This window comes from Luteibacter sp. NPDC104163 (genome assembly GCF_055584245.1).
The window spans coordinates 1-20549 of record NZ_JBVJMK010000007.1 but is presented as its reverse complement, the minus strand read 5'-3'; the positions used below and the strand labels follow the sequence as shown (position 1 = coordinate 20549).

Here is a 20549-nt window from a genome sequence, read left to right as displayed (position 1 = left end):
TGCGTTCCGTTCAACAATCTGATGTATAAAACGCAACCCCACAGTACGGGCCTGCTGGGTAGCATCCGTGAGTGACCAACCAAAGGGGTAGTTGAAGTGAAAGTCCGCTTTTTGTTCGTGAGCCTGCTTGCCACCGCCGCCACCGTCGCCGGTGCCCAGGGAACCGCCGGCAGCATTTTTGGCCATGGCCCGGCCGGCGGTTCGGTAACCGCCACCAGCAGCACAGGCTCGCAGCGCCACGCTGAAATCAACAAGAAGGGCCGCTATACGCTGGCACCGTTGCCGATGGGCAGCTACACCGTCACGCTCGACCGCGACGGCAAGACCGTCGACACGCGGAAGAACGTGAACATCATGGTCGGTCGCGGCCTGCAGGTCGATTTCGCCTGTGACAACGACCAGTGCGAGGCCGGCGGCTGATTCGTCGCTAGCTCGATCGCGCGCAAGCGCGCTCCCACGTCAGTTCGTCGGGGGACGACCGGGTGGGAGCGGGCTTGCCCGCGATGCTTTCGCGCTTAGCGCATGCCGCCCGAAGCAAGCATCAGCTCACCCGTCACCCAACCGGCATCATCCGACGCGAGGAAGGTCACGATCGGGGCGATATCGCTGACCTGGCCGATGCGGCCGAGCGGCGTCTGGCCTTCGGCCCAGCCCTGGAAATCCGAGCCGATGAAGCCGGCCGTATGGGTGCCTTCGGTTTCCACCATGCCGGGGTTCACCGAGTTGACGCGGATACCGCGCGGGCCAAGCTCGCGCGACAGCACGCCGGTGATCGCATCGAGTGCACCCTTGGTGCCGGTGTAGATCGCGCTCTCCGCCGGGACGAGGCGGGTGACCGCCGAACCGATGTTGATGACGCTGCCGCCCTTGCCGAGATGCGGCGACGCCGCGCGGGTCACCAGCAGCGGGCCAAGCACGTTCGTATCGAACATGCGGCGGTACAGGGCCTCGGTGTTGTTCTCTACCGAAGCGAATTCGTAGACGCCCGAATTGTTCACGACGATGTCGAGGCGACCGAAGTTGTCGACGGCGGCGGATACCAGCTTGCCGGCCTCGGCCTCCTTCGTGACATCGGCGCCGACCGCGACGGCCTTGCCGCCCGCTGCCTTGATTTCGGCAACGACCTTCTCGGCGCCTTCCTTGCTCGAGGCGTAGTTGACGACGACGCTGGCGCCTTCCGCCGCCAGCGCCTTCGCGATCCCCGCACCGATGCCCTTCGAAGCGCCCGTGACGATGGCGACCTTGTCTTTCAGCTTGCTCATGGTGTTTCCCTTGATGGCATGGTCGGCCCGACATGAGCCGCCTGCGCTATCTCTGGGGTTGGCCATGGCCGGCTGTGATACCTCGCGGGGAAAAGCAGCTTTGCCTGGCGATCATGGATGCACGGCGTTCGATACTCCTACATATCCACCAGTTCAAGAATGCCTGACTCGGTAGCGGCACACGCTTACCGCTATGTAGAAACGGTGGCGCCGGTAAAGCGCGACCGCCATCACGCTTTGCGCCCCACGTGGCCGGGCACGATGGAGTTGCCTGGCGTCCCCCCGGAATCCCCCATCGCCAGGCCTGGCGCCGTCCGGTCCATCAGCCGGGTCGGCGCTTTTTTTATTTCAGCCGGGTAAATCTATTTTTTTCACTGGCCCCTTGAATCCCGTTCGGGCGATCATAGAAGTACGAACGTAATTCCACTATCGAGGGTGCCCCCGTGTCCGCTGTCATCGATTCGCCCGCCGTCCCGGCGGGGCGTAGCAAACCGCTCAAGCTCGCCGCCGGCGCCATCGTCCTCGCTGGAGTGCTCGCCTATGGCGCCCACTGGTGGACCGCGGGCCGTTTCATCCAGGACACCGACGACGCCTATGTCGGCGGCGATGTGACCGTCATCGGCTCGAAGGTCTCCGGCTATATCCAGACCGTCGCCGTGACCGACAACCAGTCGGTGCACAAGGGCGACCTGCTGGTCCGGATCGACGACCGCGACTATCGCGCCGCCGCCGCCAGGGCCGATGCCGCCGTGGCGGCCCAGGAGGCCGCGTTGCGCAACCTCGACGCCGTGGCGGCCCTGCAGCAGAGCGTCATCCACCAGGCCGAGGCGGGCAAGGCCGCCGCGGACGCGGAAGCCCAGCGCGCCCGGCTGGACGACACCCGTTACGGTGACCTGGTAAGCCGCTCCGCCGTCTCGGTCGAGGCGGCACAGCGCGCCCGCGCCGCCGCGCAGACCGCGGCCGCCGACACGCAGAAGGCCGGCGCCGCCGTGGAAGCGGCGCGCCGCCAGCTCGACGTGATCGCCACGCAGAAGCACCAGGCTGAAGCGGCCCTGGCCCAGGCGCACGCCCAGGCGGATAGCGCCCACCTCGATCTCTCGTATACCGAAGTCCGTGCGCCGGTGGACGGCACGATCGGCAACCGCCGCGCCCGCGTCGGTGCCTTCGTCAACGCAAGCAGCCCGATGCTCGCCGTAGTGCCGGCGCACGGCCTGTGGGTCGATGCGAACTTCAAGGAAGACCAGCTCGCGCGGATGCAGGTCGGGCAGGGCGTGGAGGTCCGCGCCGACGTGCTGCCGGGCCATCCTTTCCATGGGCACATCGCGTCGCTGGCCCCGGCCACCGGTGCGCAGTTCAGCGTGCTCCCGCCGGAGAACGCGACCGGTAACTTCACCAAGATCGTCCAGCGCGTGCCGGTGCGCGTTGTGCTCGATGGCAAGGACGGTGACCTGGGCCTGCTGCGCCCCGGTCTTTCGGTGACGGCGACCGTCGATACCAAAGCGCCATGAGCCCCGTCGCGCACCTCACCCCGGGCCAGAAGATCTTTGCCTTCGCCAGCATGTGCGTGGGCATGTTCATCGCGCTGCTCGATATCCAGATCGTCTCGGCGTCGCTGCGCGATATCGGTGGCGGCCTGTCCGCCGGCGCTGATGACACGGCGTGGGTCCAGACGAGCTACCTGATCGCGGAGATCATCGTCATCCCGCTTTCGGGCTGGTTGTCACGCGTGTTCTCGACGCGCTGGCTGTTTGCCGTATCGGCCGCGGGTTTCACGCTCACCAGCCTTCTGTGCGGCATCGCCTGGGATATCCAGAGCATGATCGTGTTCCGCGCCGCGCAGGGTTTCATCGGTGGCTCGATGATCCCGATGGTGTTCACCACGGCGTTCGTGTTCTTCGAAGGCAAGCAGCGCGTGATCGCCGCGGCGACCATCGGCGCGCTGGCCTCGCTCGCACCGACGCTGGGGCCGACACTGGGCGGCTGGATCACGGATAACTTTTCGTGGCACTGGCTGTTCTTCATCAACCTGGTCCCGGGCATCTTCGTGACCGTCGCCGTGCCGGCGCTGGTGAAGATCGATGAGCCGGACCTGGGCCTGCTGAAGCTCGGCGACTGGGCGGGCATCGTACTGATGGCGTTGTTCCTGGGCTGCCTGGAATACACGCTGGAGGAAGGCCCGCGCTGGAACTGGATGGAAGACAGCGTCATCCGCACGACCGCGTGGACGGCGATGATCGCCGGCGTGCTGTTCATCTGGCGCGAGCTCACCGCCGAGCACCCCGTGGTCGACCTGCGGGCCCTGAAGGATCGCAACTTCGCACTCGGCTCGTTCTTTTCCTTCGTCACCGGCATCGGCCTGTTCGCGACGATCTACCTGACCCCGTTGTTCCTGGGCCGCGTGGAGGGCTACAGCGCATTCCAGATCGGAAAGGCCGTGTTTTCGACGGGTGTGTTCCAGATCCTCACCATCCCGGTCTACACCTTCCTTGCGAACCGGGTGGACCTGCGCTGGCTGATGATGGTCGGCATGGCGATGTTCGCGCTGTCGATGTTCGAGTTCACGCCGATCACGCACGACTGGAGCGGTACCGAACTGTTGCTGCCGCAGGCCTTGCGTGGCGCGGCCCAGCAGCTTGCCGTGCCGCCGGTGGTGACGTTGACGCTCGGTGGCTTGCCGCCGGCGCGGCTGCGCCACGCATCGGGTCTGTTCAACACCATGCGCAATCTCGGCGGGGCCATCGGCATCGCCGCGTGCGCCACGATCCTCAACGACCGCACCAACCTGCATTTCCAGCGCCTGGCCGAACACCTCACGCCCGCGAACGAAGCGATGAATGGCTTCCTCACGAGCATGGATAGCGCGGCACAGACCTCCAGCGTGGCACTTCGCGAACTCTGGCAGCTCACCTTCCGTGAGGCCCAGACGATGACCTACAGCGATGCCTTCTTCTCCATCATGTTGTGCTTTGTGCTCGCCACGGTCATGGTGCCGTTGATGCGCAAGGTGCAGCCCCCGAAAGGTCCTTCCGCCGATGCGCACTAAGCTGCTTCCCCTTGTGTTCTCCCTGACCCTGGCCGGATGCACCGTGGGTCCCGACTATGTGAAACCGAGCTTGCCGGTCGCGCCGGCGTGGCACGAGCAGGCCGCGCTTGAAAAGCGCGCCGGCGAGGCGCCCGCTCCGGCGCTGGATACCTGGTGGAGCGGGTTCAACGATCCTGAACTGAGCACCATCATTGGGCGCGTCCTCGACCAGAACCTGGACCTCGCGGCTTCCGAAGCGCGTGTCGAGCAGGCCAGTGCGGTGGCCCAGCATGCGCATGCCGACCGCCTGCCTCAGGGCAGCCTCGATGCGAGCGCAGCGCGCCTGCGCCAGTCCGAGCGCAGCCCGCTGGGCAAGCTGGCCAGCCCGACGCCGGGTTACGAGCGTAACCAGACCTACGAAGACGCCGGAGTCGGTGCGAGCTGGGAGCTGGACCTGGCCGGTGGCCTGCGTCGCGGGGATGAGGCCGCCAGCGCGGCATGGCAGGCTGCCGAGGCCACGCACGCCGGCGTGCGCATCACCCTGGTCGCCGAGGCCGCGGACGCGTATTTCCGCGTGCGTGGCGCGCAGGCGCGCATCGGCATCGCCAACGAACAGATCCAGAACGAGCAAGGGCTGGTCGACCTCGTCCACCTGCGCCTTGAGCATGGGCTGGGTACGGAGCGCGAAGTGGCGCAGGCCGAGGCGCTGCTGTTGCAGGCCCAGGCGACCGTGCCGCCCTTGCAGGCCGAGCTGGATACCCAGCTCAATCGCCTCGACGTGCTGATGGGCGCCGCACCGGGCACGTATGCAAAGGAAATCGCTGCATCGGGCGTGCCGTTCAGCGTGCCGGGGGTGGACGGCGCGGGTGGTCCGGCCTCGCTGCTGCGCCGCCGCCCCGACGTGATCGCCGCCGAACGGGAACTGGCCGCCAGCAACGCGCGGATCGGCGTGGCGCTGTCGCAGTACTATCCCCAGGTCTCGCTCTCCGGCCTGCTGGGCTTCGCCTCCCTGGACAGCGGCAAGCTCTTCACGGGGTCGGCCCTACAGTCGCAGGGCGCGTTGGGGCTGCACTGGCGCCTGTTCGATTTCGGCAGGGTCGATGCCGAGGTGAAGCAGGCGCGCGGGGCGAATGCCGAAGCGCTGGCGAGGTATCGTGGCTCGATGCTGAAGGCGACCGAGGATGTCGAGAACGCGATCGTGGCGCTCACGCAGCTGGAAGCGCAGCATGCGGTGCTGGAGCGCGAGGTCGCGGCGCATGCCCGGGCCCGTGATGCCGCGCAGGATGCGTACAAGGGCGGTGCCGTAAGCTTGCTGGAGGTGCTGGATGAAGATCGCCAGCTGCTGGCTTCGCGCGACCTGCTGGCTCGCGTGCGTACCGATGATGCGCGCGCTGCGGTGGGTGCGTTCCGCGCGCTGGGTGGTGGCTGGGACGTGCCGGCCGACAAGGTAGCCGATGTTTCGAGGTGAATCATGCGATATGCGAAGGACCACAAGGAGAAGACCCGCCAGCGGATCATCGAGGTCGCGGCGCAGAACTTCCGCGAGCGCGGCTTCGAAGGCGAGGGCATCGCCTCGGTGATGCAGAGCGCCGGGCTGACCAACGGCGCCTTCTTCAACCACTTCAGTTCGAAGGAAGACCTGGCGCGGGAAGTCGTGGCGTATGCCCTGGCCGAGCGGCTCGACTTCCTCAACGAGCGGCTGGCGGCGGGCGGGAATACGCGGGCCTACATCGAGTCGTACCTGTCGGCGCGGCACCGTGACAACCCGCAGCATGGCTGCCCGATCGCGAGCCTCGTCGGCGACGTGTCGCGTCGTTCCGAGCCGGTCCGTGATGCGTTCGCGCAAGGCATGGAGACCCTGGTCAACCGCCTCGCCGAACAGTGGCCGGAGCTGCCGGCGGCGCGGGCGCGCGCGAAAGCCATAGGTCTGTATGCGCTGATCAACGGTGCGTTGCAGATGTCGCGGGCAACGAAAGACGATGCGCTATCGGAAGAGATCCTGGCCTCCGGCCGCGAAGCCGCGATAGCGATGTTGTGATCGTTACAGCACAGCCACCTTGTTCTTGCCGCTGGCCTTAGCCTCGTACAGCGCATCGTCGGCGTGGCGGACGAGGGCGAGGGCATCCACGCCGTGCTGTGGCGCCGTGGCGATACCGACGCTCACCGTGACGTGCAGTGGCACGCCATTCCAGAAGAACGGCTGGGCCGCTGCGTCGACGAAATCCTCCGCGCGCACCATCGCCTCGCGCAGTGAGATCGGCGGGGCCAGCAAAGCCACGAACTCATCGCCGCCCAGGCGGCACACGGTATCCGCCTTGCGCGTGCGGCGGAGCAGGCGCTCGGCGAACTGGCGGAGCAGTTCATCGCCCGCCGCGTGGCCATGGATGTCATTGACGGCCTTGAACCCGTCCAGGTCCATGTACAGCACCGCGAGGCTGTCATCCGCCTTCAGGTGGGCCAGCGAAGCCTTCAGCCGTTCCTCGAACACCAGCCGGTTCGGCAGCCCCGTGAGCGTGTCGGACTCGGCGAGCTGGCGCATCCGGTCGGCGACCGCGCGGGCGACCGAGACATCGCGCAGCACCAGCACGCCGCCCACCACGTGACCCTCGCGGTCGCGGATAGGTGCCGCCACATCCTCGATATCCAGGCGCGTGCCGTCCGCCAGGAGTAGCTGGCGGGGCTGCAGCATGTCGACGGGGCGCTCCTCGGCGATCGCGCGCATGAGCGAGCTCTCGCTCGGCTGGTCGTTTGAATCGCGCAGGTGCACCACGGATTCGATCGGCATGCCGCGGGCACGCATCGCGGGCCGTAGTAGCAGCGCTTCGGCGCGCTGGTTGAGGAAGGTGATGGTGCCCGTCGTATCCGTGGTGAGCACCGCATCGCCGATCGAATCCAGCGTGACCTGGGCCAGTTCCTTCGCTGCGAACAGGCTTTCCTCGAGCTTCTTGCGCTCGCTCACGTCGGTGACCATCACATAGAAGCCGCGGAACACGCCGGCGTCGTCGATCTCGGGCGTGTAGGTGACGTCGCCGGTGAAGTACTTCCCGTGCAGCTTCATCTGGTTCATTTCGAAGCGCACGGTCTGCCCGTTGCGCACGCGGGCCAGCATGGGCACGAGCCGCTGGTAGTTCGCATCGCCGACGAACTCGCGCAGCGTCTGGCCGATCCGCGGCGCCGCGTCGCCGAACCAGTTCCGGTAGGTGTCGTTGGCGAACCGATAGGTCTCCGAGTCATCGAGCCGGCCGATGAGGGCAGGGATGGAATCGGTGAGACGGCGCAGGCGCTTGCGCGACTGGTCGAGTTCCTCCTGCAGCATGCGCGCGCCGGTGATGTCCTGCAGCACCGCGACGAAGCCGCTGGTGGTGCCGGCGACGACGACCGGCGTCGCGTGCGCGTGGGCCCAGATGTTGAGCCCGTCCGTACCGCGGAAGCGGAACACCTGTTCGAAACGTTCGCCCGTGGTGACGAGCTGGCGCCAGGCGTCGAGCACCCGCGTCTGGTCGCTTGCCTCGATGTTCTCGCGCATGAACGTGGCGACGTCGACGCCAGCCCGCGTGCCGACGAACGCGTGCGCCTGTGCGTTCTGCCACAGGGGGACGCCCATGGCATCGACATGGAACACGGCGAGCGGGGCGGCGTCCGTGAACGCCTGCAGTTCGGCGCGTCCGCGCTGCGTGGCATCCAGCGAATCGCGCCAGCCATCCAGGAGGCTGCGTGCCATGCGGCGGGAGCGGCGCAAGGTCACGACCGACCAGGCGACGAGGGCGATCAGCGCGGCGCCGGCGATGGAAAGGACCATGGCCTGGCGGAACTGGCCGCGCTGCAACCGGTCGCGCTCGTAATTGGCCAGCGCCAGCACGTCGCGGGAGACGGCATCGTTGCGGGACTGGTAGTCGCCGCCCATGAGCTCCTCGATGCGCCGGGCGCGATCGGCGGCCGCCGGCCGGGCAAGCAGCGGTGCCGCTGTATCGATGCGCTCGCGTACGCTGCCCGCGAGGGTCGCGACCAGGTTCCTTTCGCGGCCATCGCTGCCCAGGCTGGCCTGCAGCATGGCGATGTGATCGTTGGCCGAGTCGACGGCCTGGTGCCAGGCGGCGGCGGCATTCCTGTCGTCGCGGATGACCCAGGCGCCGACCGCGACGCGCATGTCGTGGACATCCTGGGCGATGGCCTGGGTGGCGATCAGCACCTCATAGCGCTTGCCGACGATGCGTTGCGTGGCCAGCAGGCCCAGCGCGGTCCCCACGCCCGCGAGGGTCAAAAGGACCACCAGGGCCACGCTGGCCTTGCTGCTGCGATCGACGAGGCGGGTGAGCCGGGCGTGGCGCTCTTGGGGCATGGACGTCGTGGTGGTCGTGTTATCGCGAATCTAGCAAACCGGACCGGCCCGTGCTTCGCTTTTTTGGCCGTTCTGTGACGGGACCCCTCGGAGCCGCGCTTCGAAGGCGTCGTGCCACGGCAGGTACCGCCAGCCGGACACGGCGATACGCCCGCTCGCCACGGTTACCTCCGCGCCTTTTTCCCCTGCGGGTCGCGCAGCTCGACCCAGGTAGGCGCATGGTCGCTGGCCTTGGGCAGGTCGCGGACCCAGCGATCGACGCCCGCATTCTTCATCCGCTTCGCCAGCTCGGCCGAGAGCAGCAGGTGGTCGATGCGCAGGCCGCGGTCGCGCGGCCAGTGCTGGCGGAAGTAATCCCAGAACGTGTAGATGTGCGCGTCCGGGTGCATGGCGCGCAGGGCATCCGTCCAGCCCTGGGCGAGCAGGCGCGCGTAGGCGTCGCGCGATTCCGGCTGCAGCAGTGCGTCGCGGCGCCAGTTCTTCGGGTCGTAGATATCCGCGTCCGTCGGCACGACGTTGTAGTCGCCCGCCAGCACGATCGGGTAGCCGGTTTCGAACAGCGGCTTCGCATACGCGATCAGGCGCTCGAACCAGGCCAGCTTGTAGTCGAACTTGGGGCCGGGCCGCGGGTTGCCGTTCGGCAGGTACAGGCAGCCGACGAGCACGCCATGTGCGAGCGCCTCGATGTAGCGGCTGTGCACGTCCTTGTCATCGCCAGGCAGGCTGCGCCGGCTCTCGATCGGATCCTCGCCACGGGAGAGGATCGCCACGCCGTTCCACGAAGCCTGCCCCGACCACACCGCGCCGTAGCCGGCGTCATGGAAGGCTTGCAACGGAAAGCCGCGGTCCGGCGACTTCAGCTCCTGCAGACAGGCCACGTCCGGCTTCTCGCGCGCCAGCCATTCGAGGACATGCGGCAGGCGGGAGGTGATCCCGTTGACGTTGAAGGTCGCGATCTTCATGCGCTTACTCTCCCGTCGGCGGCGTGCAAGGCCGGTGATGGAAACGGGGCCGGTGCGAACAGCATTGCACGTCGCCATCACACCGTCTTCAGGGCCGCGCGCAAACCCTGCGCATGACGAAGACGGAGAACGATATGGCCAACGAAAAGAACGCCCCTGAAAAGCATCCGGGCCAGAACGACGTACCGGAAAACCCGCGCAACCCCACCCGCCCGCGCGAGACGGATGCCTCCGGCGACCCGGTCGACGGAACCGGTGAAGACAACCACACCCAGAAAGGTGGATGACCGCCCATGCTGCAGCTCAACCCGCCGCTCCCGCTGAACACCCCCAAAGGCGAAGGCTTCGCCCATTTCCTGATCGACTACGGCCCGGAATCCGACCTGTACTGGACGGTGTTCATCACGGAGACCGGTGAGATCTGGACCTTCTCGAACCGCGAGGTGCGCGCGTCGAAGAACATCACGCTGGGACGCACGTCACCCTCGCAACCGCGCGCCGCACCCGTACGCCGCGCCGATGCCGCGGAGGCACGTGAGCGCGCCGTCGTACCTTTGAGCGCGAAAGAAGGCGGCAAATGAGCAATCGGTTCATTCGCCCTAGCGAATGAACCGATGATGTGCGTTACAGCGGAGCAGGATAGTTATCCTGCTTCAACACGCGGGCAAGATGCGCCGCATTGGACGCCAGCGTCTCGATCGATTCCGCCACCTTCTTCGGCGTTTCCTTGAGGTCAATGTAGTTGGTGTCACCCATCGCCTCGCCCACCCAGTACGCAGGGCTGCAGCCGGGAATGGTGAAGCCCACATCCGCGAGCGCCTGATAAAGCTCGGCGCTCACGTGGTGCGCGCCGTCCTCATTGCCTACGACGCCGACGATCGCCACCTTGCCGAACGTGGGATAACGCCCGTCGTCCCCGATATCGCCGAGGATCGCATCCATCCGTTCCAGCGCACGCTTCACGACGCTGCTCGGCTGGCCCATCCAGATCGGCGTGACGATGAGCAGGATGTCGGCCGCCATCATGCGCTTGCGCAAGCCCGGCCACTCATCACCATGGCCTTCGTCGTGGCTGACGCCCGGCTTGATATCGAGATCGACCACGCGCTGGCTGTCGGTCTCCACGCCACGCTTGGCCAGCGCGGACAGGATCTGGTCGAGCAGTTTCTGTGAGGACGAGGGCTTGGGGGAAGGCGCGAGCGTGCAGTTCAGGCCAAGGGCTTTCAGCGGCATGGGTTGGACTCCGTGGGGGATGCCCCCACCTTGGGTGGGCTGGCGTGGACAGGGTGTCCGCGTGGCATGAATCCGTGTAACGAAATGAGCCGGAAAGCGTTACCCGGTCTACTTCCCCCTTTTCTTTCCCCAAGGTCCCCATGCGCCTGACGTCCGCCATGCCCCTCCTGGCCCTCGCCACCGCCCTGGCCGTTTCGGCCTGCGCCCCCCAGCCGCGGCTCGCGCGCAACGAAACCCTTGTGAAGGTGGACCACGAGCCGCCGCAGCACCCGACCGAAGAGGAGCCGGCTGAACGAGTGGGTTGGGTATGGGCGCGCGGTTATTGGCAGTGGGATGGCCACGACTACATGCCGGTGCGTGGCCACTGGGAGCGGGAGCGGCCTGGCTACCACTACGTGCACCCGTTCTGGGAGCAGCGGAACGGCCGGTGGGTCTTCCACGCGGGCGTCTGGGCGAAGGACTGAGTACCACATTTGCCAAGACGACCCGGGGTGGGCCCAAGATAGTGGGCGCGTTCGCCACCCACGAGGACTCCCATGGTGATCCACCGGTCCATCCCTGCGTCGTTCTTCGGCATGGTCCTGGGCCTAGTCGGCCTGGGCAGCAACTGGCGTAACGCGAGCCACCTCTGGGGTGTCCCGCCCGTGATCGGCGAAGCGATCATGGCGGTGGCCTTCGTGGTCTGGGCCGTGCTGATCGGCTCGTACGCGCTGAAATGGCTCGGCCACCGTGGCGCGGCGCTAGAAGAAGCGAAACACCCCGTGCAATGTTGTTTCATCGGCCTGGTGCCCTCGAGCACGGCGCTGATGGGCGTGGTGCTCGCGCCGCATTCGCATACGCTCGCGCTCGCCGCACTAATCATCGGCGGGGCAGGCCATGTGCTCTTCAGCGTGTGGCGCGTCGGCGACATGTTGCAGGGTGGGCGCGAGGTCACCACCGTGACGCCGGTGATCTATCTTCCTTCGGTCGCGGGTAACTTCATCACCTCGATCACCGCAGGCTTGCTCGGGTACCCGTCGTGGGGCGTGCTGTTCCTGGGTGCAGGCATCTTCGCCTGGCTGTCGCTTGAGTCGGTCATCGTGAACCGGCTGTTCCACGCGCAGCCCTTGCCGACCGCCCTGCGTCTAACACTCGGCATCCAGCTCGCGCCGCCCGTCGTCGCGGTAGCGGCCTGGCTGGCGAATACGGAGGGTACGCCGGAACTCCTGGTGCAGGCCGCGTGGGGCTACGGGCTGCTGCAGCTGTTCCTTATGATTCGCTTACTGCCCTGGATCATGCAGCAGCCATTCGCACCGAGCTACTGGGCCTTTACCTTCGGACTGACCGCGCTCTCCGGCACGGCGATCAGCATGGTGTCACGTGGCGTGACGGGGGCGATCGCGCAACTCGCGCCGGTGCTGTTCGTTATCACGAACGTATCACTGGCGATCATCATTATCGGCACTGTCATACGTGCGGCGCAGGATAAACTGCTACCGCCTGCCACCGTGACAGTGACGGCACCGACAACGGCGCCTTCGACCAAATGACGAAACTGCGCATATCGCGAATATGCCGAATGGATTAAAGACATGCTCCGATATGCCGCTACGCAAGATCCGGCATCGCCCATATCCCCCAGATGCCGGCTTTATGCGTCGCGTCGAATGCGAGTTCGTCGCGGCGTTTTTTTTCTGCGCGCGGCAAGCGCCATGGCGTGCCTTTTTTCCGGCGCGACGCTTCATGCCGAAGGCGGGAGCTATAACGTCGATGACGCCTCGGTCGTCGGTGCCGGCAAATGCCAGCTTGAATCCTGGTTGCGTGAATGGTCGCACGGCAGCAACGGGGTCTATACCGTGCCGGCGTGTGGCGCGGGGCCCGTGGAATTCGGAGTTACGCTCAACACCGGGCACGGTGCCTTCGGCCCCGGCGTCAATCCATCGGTGAAGTGGCAGCTGCGCAACGGCGACGACAAGGGCATCGGCGTCGCGATAGCCACGGCGGCGACATGGATCCGTGGACGACAGGATGATGCGCAGACGTATGTCGCGACCACGTTCGGCATCGATGATGCACGACGCTTCATGGTCGCCTTGAATGCAGGTGCTGATCGCATAGGTGGCGAGTCCACCCATGCACTGTATGGCATCGGAGTCGACTTTGCGGTGACCTCGCGCTGGACGCTGCTGGTCGAACGCCTGTGGACGCACCGTACGATCACCGACCAGGGCGGTGTGCGCCTGGCCTTCGGTGAGTCGAGCCTCGACCTGGTCGTCGGTAGCGAGAAGAGTCCGCACCCATCGCACTGGATCAACCTCGGGTGGAACGCGGCGTTCTGAAACGCGGTGGCAATTGCTGCTCCGCAGCAGGAATCTCGATCTAAATCCGCTGGTTGACGCCGATTTTACGCTGCGCTATATCTTGTCCAGTGCTGCGCGTTACCGATAACGCGTAGTCGCTACCGCCATTGCATGCATGGGGCATGCAAGCGGCGCACCTCGTGATCGGCAACGGGACACCATGCGTCACCGCACTCCCAATCCAGCGAATCCGGGTTGCGCACTGGCGGAGCCGTCGTTCCCGTTCGTGCAGGCCGATGGCCAGCCGATCCTCTCCCGCGCCAAGCTGAGTGCCCTGCGTTCGCGGGGCAAGTCGCTTGCTGGCTATTCGCCGCCGCGCCACACCGCCTGATCCGGTTTACTGATCGGCCCATCCTTCTTGCCGGGCGCCTGTAAGGGCGCTGTTTGTGGGAGCGTGCTTGCACGCGATACACGGGTATCGCGAGCTATCGCGCGCAAGCGTGCTCCCACATAGCCAATGCACCACGAAGGTCGCTGGTCAGCTTTTTCCGCAGCACGTGGCGGAGGGTCATGTGTTGTCTGCTATCGACACTTTCGGGGTGGGGTGACTTGTGCGTACTAACCATGTTTTGACGAGGAAGACGCTTGTGCTGGCCGTGTGTACGGCCTTCGGCGTGATGGGATCGCCGGTATTCGCGCAGCAGGCGGCGCAGGCGGGCGATCCGCCGGCGAAGACCGAGAAAGAAAAGGCCGAGAAGGACAAGGCCGTGCAGATGAAGGCGCTGAGCGTCGTGGCGAACCGCTACGAGGCGACCAGCATCCGCATGGATTCCGTAAACACCGTGGACGTGCTGTCGGCCAAAGACCTGCAGAACACCGCGGTGCATAACGTCGCCGAGGCCCTCGGGCTGATGTCCGGCGTGAACGTCACCACGACCGGCACGGGCTATTTCGGCGGTATCGACGGCGCGGCACGCGGCGAAGGCATGTTTGCGTCCGTGCGCGGCTTGCCGTCGGAGTACAACGTCAACCTGGTCAACGGCAGCAACGTCGCCCAGGGCATGCCGTACAGCCGTAGCGTGCAGCTCAGCCTGTTGCCGCCTTCGGGCCTGCAGACCATCGTGCTGAACAAGACCTCGACCGCTGACATGGATGGCGATGCCATCGGTGGCACCATCGATTTCCGCACCCCCAGCGCCTTCGATTTCAAGAAGGACTTTAGTGGCAGCGTGACCGCCAGCGGCCGCGTGGAAAGCCGCGCACGCGATTACGGCGGCAGTGGCCTGGGCAGTGGTCTCGCGGGTGAACTGCAGAAGAAGTTCGGCGAGGAGAAGCAGTTCGGCTTCTACATCAGCGGTTACTACGATTACCGCAACATCGCCAATAGCGAGATCGGTGCGGCCGAAAGCGCCTCGAACGACGGCTCCTGGGCGTTCCTGCATGCGACCGCCGAGGGCGAAAACGCACCCGGGTACGACCCGCAGCACAACCTGACCAGCATCGGCACCAACGTCGGCATCGCCTCGGGCTTCGAGCGCCGCTACGGCGGCAACATGTCGTTCGACTGGAATATCGACCCGACCCTGCATGCGTATGCGAAGGCCTCGTATGCGTACGCGCTGACCGAGCAGAACACCACGTACAACCAGCTGCTGCCGCAGGATGTCACCTACGAACCCACCGCGACCCCGGGCGTGTACTCGCCGAACATCGGGCGCATCGCCAACCGCTTCTGGTTCGAGACCAACCCGGAGCGTGCGGACCTCGCCACCATCCAGCTGGGCGCGGACAAGACCGCGGGTGGCTGGACCATCTCGCCGAACGTGTTCTGGAGCATCGGCCGCAACGATCGCCCCGAGCATGTCGAGATCGACGGACGCGAGGACAAGTACTCGCAGGACAACTTCGCCTATAACCAGAGTTCGCTGCTGAACTACGGCGGAAGCCATTTCCCGTATCCGCAGCTCACGCCGGCGCTGCTGAACTCGGTGAACAACATCCAGAACATGTGGGCCAACGATTACGGCGAGGTCACCAAGATCCGCTCCGGCCAGAAGCGCGGCGGCGCCAAGCTCGACCTGCGCTATGACTTCGAGGACGGCCCGGTGCAGAACGTGAAGTTCGGCGTGAAGTACAGCGACAGCTCGCGCGAGTTCACCAACCGCGACTGGTCCACGGGCGGTATCGACGATGGCACCACGACGCTGGACGACCTCGGGATCTTCAAGGGCTATTACAACCAGATCTTCCCGGGCAAGTTCCCGTGGCGTACGCCCGAGGTGAGCCGCGCCGCGGTCGCCGCCCTCATCGACGCTCACGTACAGCCGTCCGACCTGGATACCTGCGGCCAGCTCGATTTCAACAACTTCAACTGCGACACCATGCGTGGTACGGAGGCGGTATCGGCCGCCTATGCCATGGCGACGATCCAGGAAGGCCCGTGGGAGATCATCCCGGGCGTGCGTTTCGAGCACACCTCGATCCACAACACGTTCTGGACCACGCCGCAGGATGCCGACGGCAACGAACTGCCGGGTCACTTCTCGAACAACCGCACCATCTACAACGAGCCGCTGGGCAGCCTGTTCATCAACTACCGCCCGGGCGGCAACGTCGTCTTCCGCGGCTCCATCTGGCAGAGCTATACCCGCCCGGCGTTCGTCCAACTGGGTGGCGGCGAGCAGATCAGCGTATCGAACGGCGTCACGACCATCACCCGCGGTAACCCGGATCTCGATCCGATCAAGGCCACCAACGTGGACCTGGGTGCGGAGTGGACGACCAACCACGGCGGCTTCTTCTCGCTCACCAGCTACTACAAGAAGCTGAGCGACTACATCTACGACAGCGGTGGTGGCCAGGCCAACCCGAACACCTCGGGCGTCGGCACGGTGCTGACGAAGACGCCGACCAACGGTGGCGATGGCCGCGTTTACGGTATCGAAGCGACCGCCCGGCAGAAGTTCGAGGACCTGCCGGGTGCCTGGAACGGCCTTGGCTTCAGCGTCAACGCCACGAAGCAGAACTCGCGCGTGGACCTGGGCCGCGAGGGCTTCGAACACGAGCGCCTGCAGCAGGCACCCCGGACCATGGCGAACGTGGAGCTGTTCTACGAGAAGTACGGCTTCTCGCTGAACCTGAGCTACCACTACACGGGGTCCTACCTGTCGACGTACGATTTCCTCAACCAGGGGGCGACCTGGGATGACCTCTGGCTGCGGCCGATCCGTCGCGTGGACCTGCATGCGGGCTACCAGATGGCCAACGGCCTGCAGTTCGACCTGCAGATCAGCAACCTGACGAAGCAGTACCAGTACTGGTCGCATATCGGCCGCTACAGCCTGGTGAACTCGGATAGCGTCGATGCCGGGCGTACCGCGCTGGTTACCGTGAAGTACTCGTTCTAGGCGGCGGAGAGGATCGATGACGGGCTGGCGTGAAGGCCAAACCACGGTGATGACGAAGCCGGTACCCCCGCGGGCCATCGGCTTCTGGGGCGGCCTGTCGGCCAATGTGCTGAACATGATCGGGATCGGGCCGTTCGTGACGATCCCGCTCGCGCTCTCCGCGCTCGCGGGGCCGGCCGTGTTGCTCGGCTGGATCGCGGGCGCGCTGCTCTGCCTTTGCGATGGCCTGGTGTGGGCGGAACTGGGCTCGACCATCCCGGAATCGGGTGGCCCATACCATTACCTGCGCGAAGCGTACGGCCGGGAGCGGGCAGGGCGGCTGTTCGGCTTCCTCTACCTGTGGCAGACGCTGCTCACGGCGCCGCTCTCGATCGGCTCGGCGGCGGTTGGGTTTGCCCAGTACGCCGGCTACCTCATGCCATCGCTCGGCGATAGCGGCAGGATCCTCATCGCCGCGACGCTTTGCCTGGTCAATACCGCGATCCTGTATCGCAAGGTTGGCGACATCCAGAAGCTGTCGCTGGTGGTGACCGTGGCTGTCGTCGCGGCGGCGGCGTGGATCGTGTTCACGGGCATCAGCCACTTTGACATGGCCACGGCGCGGCACTTCCTCGATGCACCGTCGCCGACGGGCAAGGGATTCTGGCTGGGGCTTGGCGCTGTGTCGCTGATCGCCGTATATGACTACGGCGGCTACAACAACGTATGCATGCTCGGTGGCGAGGTGAAGCAGCCGCGCCGAACGATCCCGCGTGCGGTGCTGATTTCGATTCCCGTGGTGGCCGTCCTCTACCTCGGCCTCAACGTGAGCATCCTCGGCGTGCTGCCCTGGGAAACCGCGTCGAAATCCACGGCGGTCGTGGCGGACATGATGCAGGCGGTGCATGGCGCGTGGGGCGGCACGGTCGCGGTGGTGCTCATCCTGGTCGCCAGCTGGGGTTCGGCGCTGGTGGTGCTGCTGGGTTACTCGCGCGTCCCGTATGCCGCCGCCGCGGACCGGCAGTTCTTCAAGCCGTTCGCGCGGCTGCATCCGCGTGATGGCTTCCCCACGGTGTCGCTGCTGTTCGTCGGCATCACGTCGGCGCTTGCCTGCTTCCTCTCGCTCGAGAAGCTGATCAGCATGCTGATGGTGGTGCAAATCCTGTTCCAGTACATCGCGCAGTGCTTCGCCGTCGTGGCCCTGCGTCGGCGCGGGCACGCCGCGGATGTGTTCCGCATGCCGCTGTATCCGCTGCCGATCGCCATCAGCGTCGCCGGCTGGCTCTATCTCGTCGCCACCAGTGGCGTCTCCACCATGCTTACCGCCGTGGTCGCGATCACGGCCGGCTGCATCCTTTTCCTTTGGCAAGCCCGGAGAACCCGTACGTGGCCGTTCCCCACCTGAAGTCCTGGGATGTGGCGGTCGTCGGAGAAATCTTCGCCGACCACATCTTCACCGGCTTCCCCCATTGGCCCCAGCCTGGCGAGGAAGTGATCGCGCAGGGGTACGTGCGCGAGCTTGGCGGCGGTAGCGTCAACACCGCCTGCGGGCTTTCGCGCCTGGGCCGCCGCGTACGCCTGGTCGGCCTCATCGGCGACGCGGACTTCGACTGGTTCGAGCAGCGCCTCGGCGAGTTCGGCGTCGGCATGGGCGGTATCCGCCTCGAGCACGATGGCACGGGCATCACGGTCAGTGTCTCGATGCGCGACGACCGCACGTTCTTCACTTATCCCGGTGCGAACCGCGGCCTGGCGGAATGGCTGACGGTACCCGCCGTCATCGCCGACCTCGCCGCCGCGCGCCACGTCCACTTTGCCATGCCCCTGTCACGGGAGCTGGCCGGATCCGTCCTGCCCGCGTTGCGCGCCGCGGGTTGCACGACGTCCCTCGATGTCGGCCACACGCCCGCGTGGCTCACCGATCCGGCGAACATGGCCACGTGCCGCGAGGTGGACCTGTTCCTGCCCAACGCGGCCGAGGCGGCGCTGCTATGCGGCGACCCCTCCGCCGAGGCGTACCTCGCCTGGGCCAGTGCGAACGGCTTGGCGCGCACCGTGCTCAAGCGTGGCGCCCTGGGCGCGCTGGCGATGGCTGGCGGGGTCACCAGTCAGGTGCCGCCCCCGGTCGTCGAGGCGATCGACACCACGGGTGCCGGGGATGCCTTCAACGCCGGCCTGATCGACGCGTGGCTCGATGACGAACCCCTTGGCCCTGCGCTGGAGCGCGCCTGCATCTGCGGCGCGCTGTGCAGCACGGCCCCCGGCGCCCTCGCGGCGCTGCCCCATTCCCCCCAATTGAGGACCCTTCGTGAACGGACGTACCGATCGTAAGATCGCGCTGGTTGGTGGGGGCGGCGTGCGCTCGCCCCTGGTCGTGTTTGGCGTGAACGAGGCCGCCGAGGCGCTCGGCGCCGCCGAGATGGTCCTTTTCGATCCGGACCGCGAGCGCCTGCAGGTGATGGTCGACCTGGGCAACGCGATCATCAGGCGCTCCGGCGGCGCGCTTCGCCTGCGCGGCGCCACGTCGATCGAGGACACGATCGACGGTGCGGATTTCGTGTTGAACAGCATCCGCATCGGCGGCATCGCCGGCCGCGCGGCGGACGAGCGCGTGGCCATCGAGCACGGTTACCCAGGCCAGGAGACCACCGGCCCGGCCGGCGTCGCCATGGGCCTGCGCACGGTTTCCGCGGCGATCGAATACGCGCGGCAGGTCGAGCGCCTGGCGCCTGACGCGTGGCTGGTGAACTTCACCAACCCGGCGGGCCTGATCACCCAGGCGGTGAACGACCACAGCAAGGCGCGCATCGTCGGCATCTGCGATACGCCCACCGAGCTTTTCCACAATATCGCGCGCGCGCTCGGCGAACCGTTCGAGGATGTCGAGTGCGACTACGTCGGGCTGAACCACCTGGGCTGGGTGCGCGGTGTCCGCGTCCGCGGCGAGGAGCGGATCGATAGCCTGATCGATAACGACGAGCTGCTGCGCAGCCTCTACCTGGCGCCGCTGTTCGATACGGCGATGATCCGTACCTTGCGGCTCATCCCCACCGAGTACCTGTTCTTCTACTACGAGCGGCGCCGCGCGCTCGGCAACCAGCGCCGCCAGGGCGGCAGCCGCGGCGCGGAGATCGGCAAGCTCAACGACGAGTTGTTCGCCGCGCTGCGTGCGCGGCTGGCGGCCGGGCAGGGTGACGAAGCGGTCGATATCTACGCGGCTTACCTCAACCAGCGCTCGGGTTCGTACATGAAGCTGGAAGCCGAGGGCGGCTCGGCGTTCGACCATGGCGTGAGCCTGGATGTCGATCCGTTCCGCGTGGCGACGGGTTACCACCGCATCGCTATCGATGTGATGAGCGCGCTGACCGGGGCGAAGCCGGCTCCGATCGTCGTGAATACCCGTAACCGCGGTGCGGTGCCGGACCTGCCGGATGAGGATGTGGTGGAGACGCTGTGCGATATCTCGCTGGACCGGATCGAGCCGCGCAAGCTGGCTCCGTTGCCGGATGAGGTGGCGGGCCTGGTGCGTTCGGTGAAGGCGTATGAGCGGGCTGCGATTGCGTCGGTGCTGGATAACTCGCGGCTGGGCGCGCGCAAGGCGATGCTGATCCACCCGGCGATCGGCGAGTGGAGCCCGACGGCGGACCTGATCGATGCGTTGATGGGCCACCCAAGCGAAGACGGCGACTGCCTGTGCCACCGCTAGGCGACTCACGCTCTCCTGTGGGAGCGCGCTTGCGCGCGATGCTTTTGGTTTGTCCTCTCGATCGGGCTCGCCTTCGGCTTCGCGGTTGCTCGGCTTGCACCATCGCTTCTAGCGCTCTGACGTCTCCGGAAAGAGCCCTTGGTGCCCACCCTCGCTGCTCAGACATGTCCTCGTCGTTCGAAAAGGTGTGCCCCTCCGGGGCAAATGTACCTATTGCCCTACGGGCGCGAACCGGCAGCCGGGCGGGGCTTTTCTACGAGACGTCGGGCGATCTCAACGGGTGGTTGCAACACCGTAGTCTGAACAGGACGGAGGTGGCCATCATGAGCAGAACAGTGCGGTTATGGCGTCACGTGTCGA

The 20549-nt window shown here is 66.2% G+C and carries 18 protein-coding genes and 1 pseudogene; 15 read left to right on the top strand and 4 right to left on the bottom strand.

The window, feature by feature from the left end:
• Positions 1 to 96 precede the first annotated feature (96 nt).
• On the top strand, positions 97 to 420 hold the full coding sequence (locus ACZ6YI_RS10365; RefSeq protein ID WP_465778566.1) for a carboxypeptidase-like regulatory domain-containing protein: 324 nt from the start codon (positions 97 to 99) through the stop codon (positions 418 to 420).
• Positions 421 to 515: 95 nt separating this feature from the next.
• Here the strand turns inward: ACZ6YI_RS10365 and ACZ6YI_RS10360 are convergent, their stop codons facing one another.
• Positions 516 to 1262: a glucose 1-dehydrogenase gene (locus ACZ6YI_RS10360; protein WP_465778565.1), complete on the bottom strand. Its 747-nt coding sequence runs from the start codon at positions 1260 to 1262 to the stop codon at positions 516 to 518.
• A gap of 443 nt (positions 1263 to 1705) precedes the next feature.
• Here ACZ6YI_RS10360 and ACZ6YI_RS10355 point away from each other — a divergent pair, with 443 nt between their 5' ends.
• From ACZ6YI_RS10355 to ACZ6YI_RS10340, 4 genes are read left to right on the top strand one after another with little or no spacing between them, the layout of a single operon-like run.
• A complete protein-coding gene (locus ACZ6YI_RS10355) occupies positions 1706 to 2770 on the top strand; it encodes an HlyD family secretion protein (protein WP_440328315.1) in 1065 nt (354 codons plus the stop codon).
• Complete coding sequence (locus ACZ6YI_RS10350; protein WP_465778564.1) at positions 2767 to 4305, top strand: DHA2 family efflux MFS transporter permease subunit; 1539 nt, start codon at positions 2767 to 2769, stop codon at positions 4303 to 4305. Before ACZ6YI_RS10355 ends, ACZ6YI_RS10350 begins: the two co-directional genes overlap by 4 nt.
• Positions 4295 to 5752 (top strand): efflux transporter outer membrane subunit, encoded by a 1458-nt coding sequence (locus ACZ6YI_RS10345; protein ID WP_465778563.1) that lies wholly within the window; start codon positions 4295 to 4297, stop codon positions 5750 to 5752. Before ACZ6YI_RS10350 ends, ACZ6YI_RS10345 begins: the two co-directional genes overlap by 11 nt.
• Positions 5753 to 5755: 3 nt before the next feature.
• Positions 5756 to 6322, top strand: a complete 567-nt coding sequence (locus ACZ6YI_RS10340) for a TetR/AcrR family transcriptional regulator (RefSeq protein WP_465778562.1) — start codon at positions 5756 to 5758, stop codon at positions 6320 to 6322.
• Between the two features lie 3 nt (positions 6323 to 6325).
• On the opposite strand, the gene ACZ6YI_RS10335 is transcribed toward ACZ6YI_RS10340, so the two are convergent.
• Both ACZ6YI_RS10335 and xth read right to left on the bottom strand, forming a co-directional pair.
• Positions 6326 to 8623 carry a sensor domain-containing protein gene (locus ACZ6YI_RS10335; protein ID WP_465778561.1) on the bottom strand — a complete coding sequence of 766 codons (2298 nt, stop codon included), beginning with the start codon at positions 8621 to 8623 and terminating at the stop codon, positions 6326 to 6328.
• Positions 8542 to 9585, bottom strand: a pseudogene (xth, locus tag ACZ6YI_RS10330) (exodeoxyribonuclease III). Before xth ends, ACZ6YI_RS10335 begins: the two are co-directional and overlap by 82 nt.
• A 134-nt stretch (positions 9586 to 9719) precedes the next feature.
• Here xth and ACZ6YI_RS10325 point away from each other — a divergent pair.
• Positions 9720 to 9872 (top strand): hypothetical protein, encoded by a 153-nt coding sequence (locus ACZ6YI_RS10325; RefSeq protein WP_440328909.1) that lies wholly within the window; start codon positions 9720 to 9722, stop codon positions 9870 to 9872.
• Between the two features lie 6 nt (positions 9873 to 9878).
• Positions 9879 to 10166, top strand: coding sequence for a hypothetical protein (locus ACZ6YI_RS10320; protein ID WP_440328907.1), 288 nt, complete (start codon positions 9879 to 9881; stop codon positions 10164 to 10166).
• Between the two features lie 43 nt (positions 10167 to 10209).
• On the opposite strand, the gene ACZ6YI_RS10315 is transcribed toward ACZ6YI_RS10320, so the two are convergent.
• Positions 10210 to 10818, bottom strand: coding sequence for a flavodoxin family protein (locus ACZ6YI_RS10315; RefSeq protein WP_465778560.1), 609 nt, complete (start codon positions 10816 to 10818; stop codon positions 10210 to 10212).
• 140 nt (positions 10819 to 10958) lie between these two features.
• On the opposite strand from ACZ6YI_RS10315, the gene ACZ6YI_RS10310 reads away from it, so the two are divergent.
• The 8 genes from ACZ6YI_RS10310 to ACZ6YI_RS10275 all read left to right on the top strand — a co-directional run bounded on the left by ACZ6YI_RS10310 (position 10959) and on the right by ACZ6YI_RS10275 (position 20189).
• Complete coding sequence (locus ACZ6YI_RS10310; protein ID WP_465778559.1) at positions 10959 to 11282, top strand: YXWGXW repeat-containing protein; 324 nt, start codon at positions 10959 to 10961, stop codon at positions 11280 to 11282.
• Positions 11283 to 11357: 75 nt separating this feature from the next.
• Complete coding sequence (tehA, locus tag ACZ6YI_RS10305; protein ID WP_465778558.1) at positions 11358 to 12347, top strand: dicarboxylate transporter/tellurite-resistance protein TehA; 990 nt, start codon at positions 11358 to 11360, stop codon at positions 12345 to 12347.
• A 162-nt stretch (positions 12348 to 12509) separates the two neighbouring features.
• Entirely contained in the window at positions 12510 to 13136 is a 627-nt protein-coding gene (locus ACZ6YI_RS10300) for a hypothetical protein (RefSeq protein WP_465778557.1), read from the top strand.
• Between the two features lie 181 nt (positions 13137 to 13317).
• The gene (locus ACZ6YI_RS10295) at positions 13318 to 13488 is read left to right on the top strand and encodes a hypothetical protein (protein ID WP_440328898.1); all 171 of its coding nucleotides are present in this window, start codon (positions 13318 to 13320) and stop codon (positions 13486 to 13488) included.
• A gap of 286 nt (positions 13489 to 13774) precedes the next feature.
• Positions 13775 to 16504 (top strand): TonB-dependent receptor, encoded by a 2730-nt coding sequence (locus tag ACZ6YI_RS10290; RefSeq protein WP_465778783.1) that lies wholly within the window; start codon positions 13775 to 13777, stop codon positions 16502 to 16504.
• 16 nt (positions 16505 to 16520) lie between these two features.
• On the top strand, positions 16521 to 17888 hold the full coding sequence (locus tag ACZ6YI_RS10285) for an APC family permease (RefSeq protein WP_465778556.1): 1368 nt from the start codon (positions 16521 to 16523) through the stop codon (positions 17886 to 17888).
• The gene (locus tag ACZ6YI_RS10280) at positions 17870 to 18814 is read left to right on the top strand and encodes a carbohydrate kinase family protein (RefSeq protein ID WP_465778555.1); all 945 of its coding nucleotides are present in this window, start codon (positions 17870 to 17872) and stop codon (positions 18812 to 18814) included. Before ACZ6YI_RS10285 ends, ACZ6YI_RS10280 begins: the two co-directional genes overlap by 19 nt.
• Entirely contained in the window at positions 18792 to 20189 is a 1398-nt protein-coding gene (locus tag ACZ6YI_RS10275; protein WP_465778554.1) for a family 4 glycosyl hydrolase, read from the top strand. Before ACZ6YI_RS10280 ends, ACZ6YI_RS10275 begins: the two co-directional genes overlap by 23 nt.
• Positions 20190 to 20549 lie beyond the last annotated feature (360 nt).

Coding starts and splice junctions, on each gene's coding strand:
- ACZ6YI_RS10360 (WP_465778565.1), bottom strand. CDS start 1,262: ATGAGCAAGCTGAAAGACAAGGTCGCCATCGTCACGGGCGCTTCGAAG.
- ACZ6YI_RS10350 (WP_465778564.1), top strand. CDS start 2,767: ATGAGCCCCGTCGCGCACCTCACCCCGGGCCAGAAGATCTTTGCCTTC.
- ACZ6YI_RS10345 (WP_465778563.1), top strand. CDS start 4,295: ATGCGCACTAAGCTGCTTCCCCTTGTGTTCTCCCTGACCCTGGCCGGA.
- ACZ6YI_RS10340 (WP_465778562.1), top strand. CDS start 5,756: ATGCGATATGCGAAGGACCACAAGGAGAAGACCCGCCAGCGGATCATC.
- ACZ6YI_RS10335 (WP_465778561.1), bottom strand. CDS start 8,623: ATGCCCCAAGAGCGCCACGCCCGGCTCACCCGCCTCGTCGATCGCAGC.
- ACZ6YI_RS10325 (WP_440328909.1), top strand. CDS start 9,720: ATGGCCAACGAAAAGAACGCCCCTGAAAAGCATCCGGGCCAGAACGAC.
- ACZ6YI_RS10320 (WP_440328907.1), top strand. CDS start 9,879: ATGCTGCAGCTCAACCCGCCGCTCCCGCTGAACACCCCCAAAGGCGAA.
- ACZ6YI_RS10315 (WP_465778560.1), bottom strand. CDS start 10,818: ATGCCGCTGAAAGCCCTTGGCCTGAACTGCACGCTCGCGCCTTCCCCC.
- ACZ6YI_RS10310 (WP_465778559.1), top strand. CDS start 10,959: ATGCGCCTGACGTCCGCCATGCCCCTCCTGGCCCTCGCCACCGCCCTG.
- ACZ6YI_RS10300 (WP_465778557.1), top strand. CDS start 12,510: ATGGCGTGCCTTTTTTCCGGCGCGACGCTTCATGCCGAAGGCGGGAGC.
- ACZ6YI_RS10295 (WP_440328898.1), top strand. CDS start 13,318: ATGCGTCACCGCACTCCCAATCCAGCGAATCCGGGTTGCGCACTGGCG.
- ACZ6YI_RS10290 (WP_465778783.1), top strand. CDS start 13,775: ATGGGATCGCCGGTATTCGCGCAGCAGGCGGCGCAGGCGGGCGATCCG.
- ACZ6YI_RS10285 (WP_465778556.1), top strand. CDS start 16,521: ATGACGGGCTGGCGTGAAGGCCAAACCACGGTGATGACGAAGCCGGTA.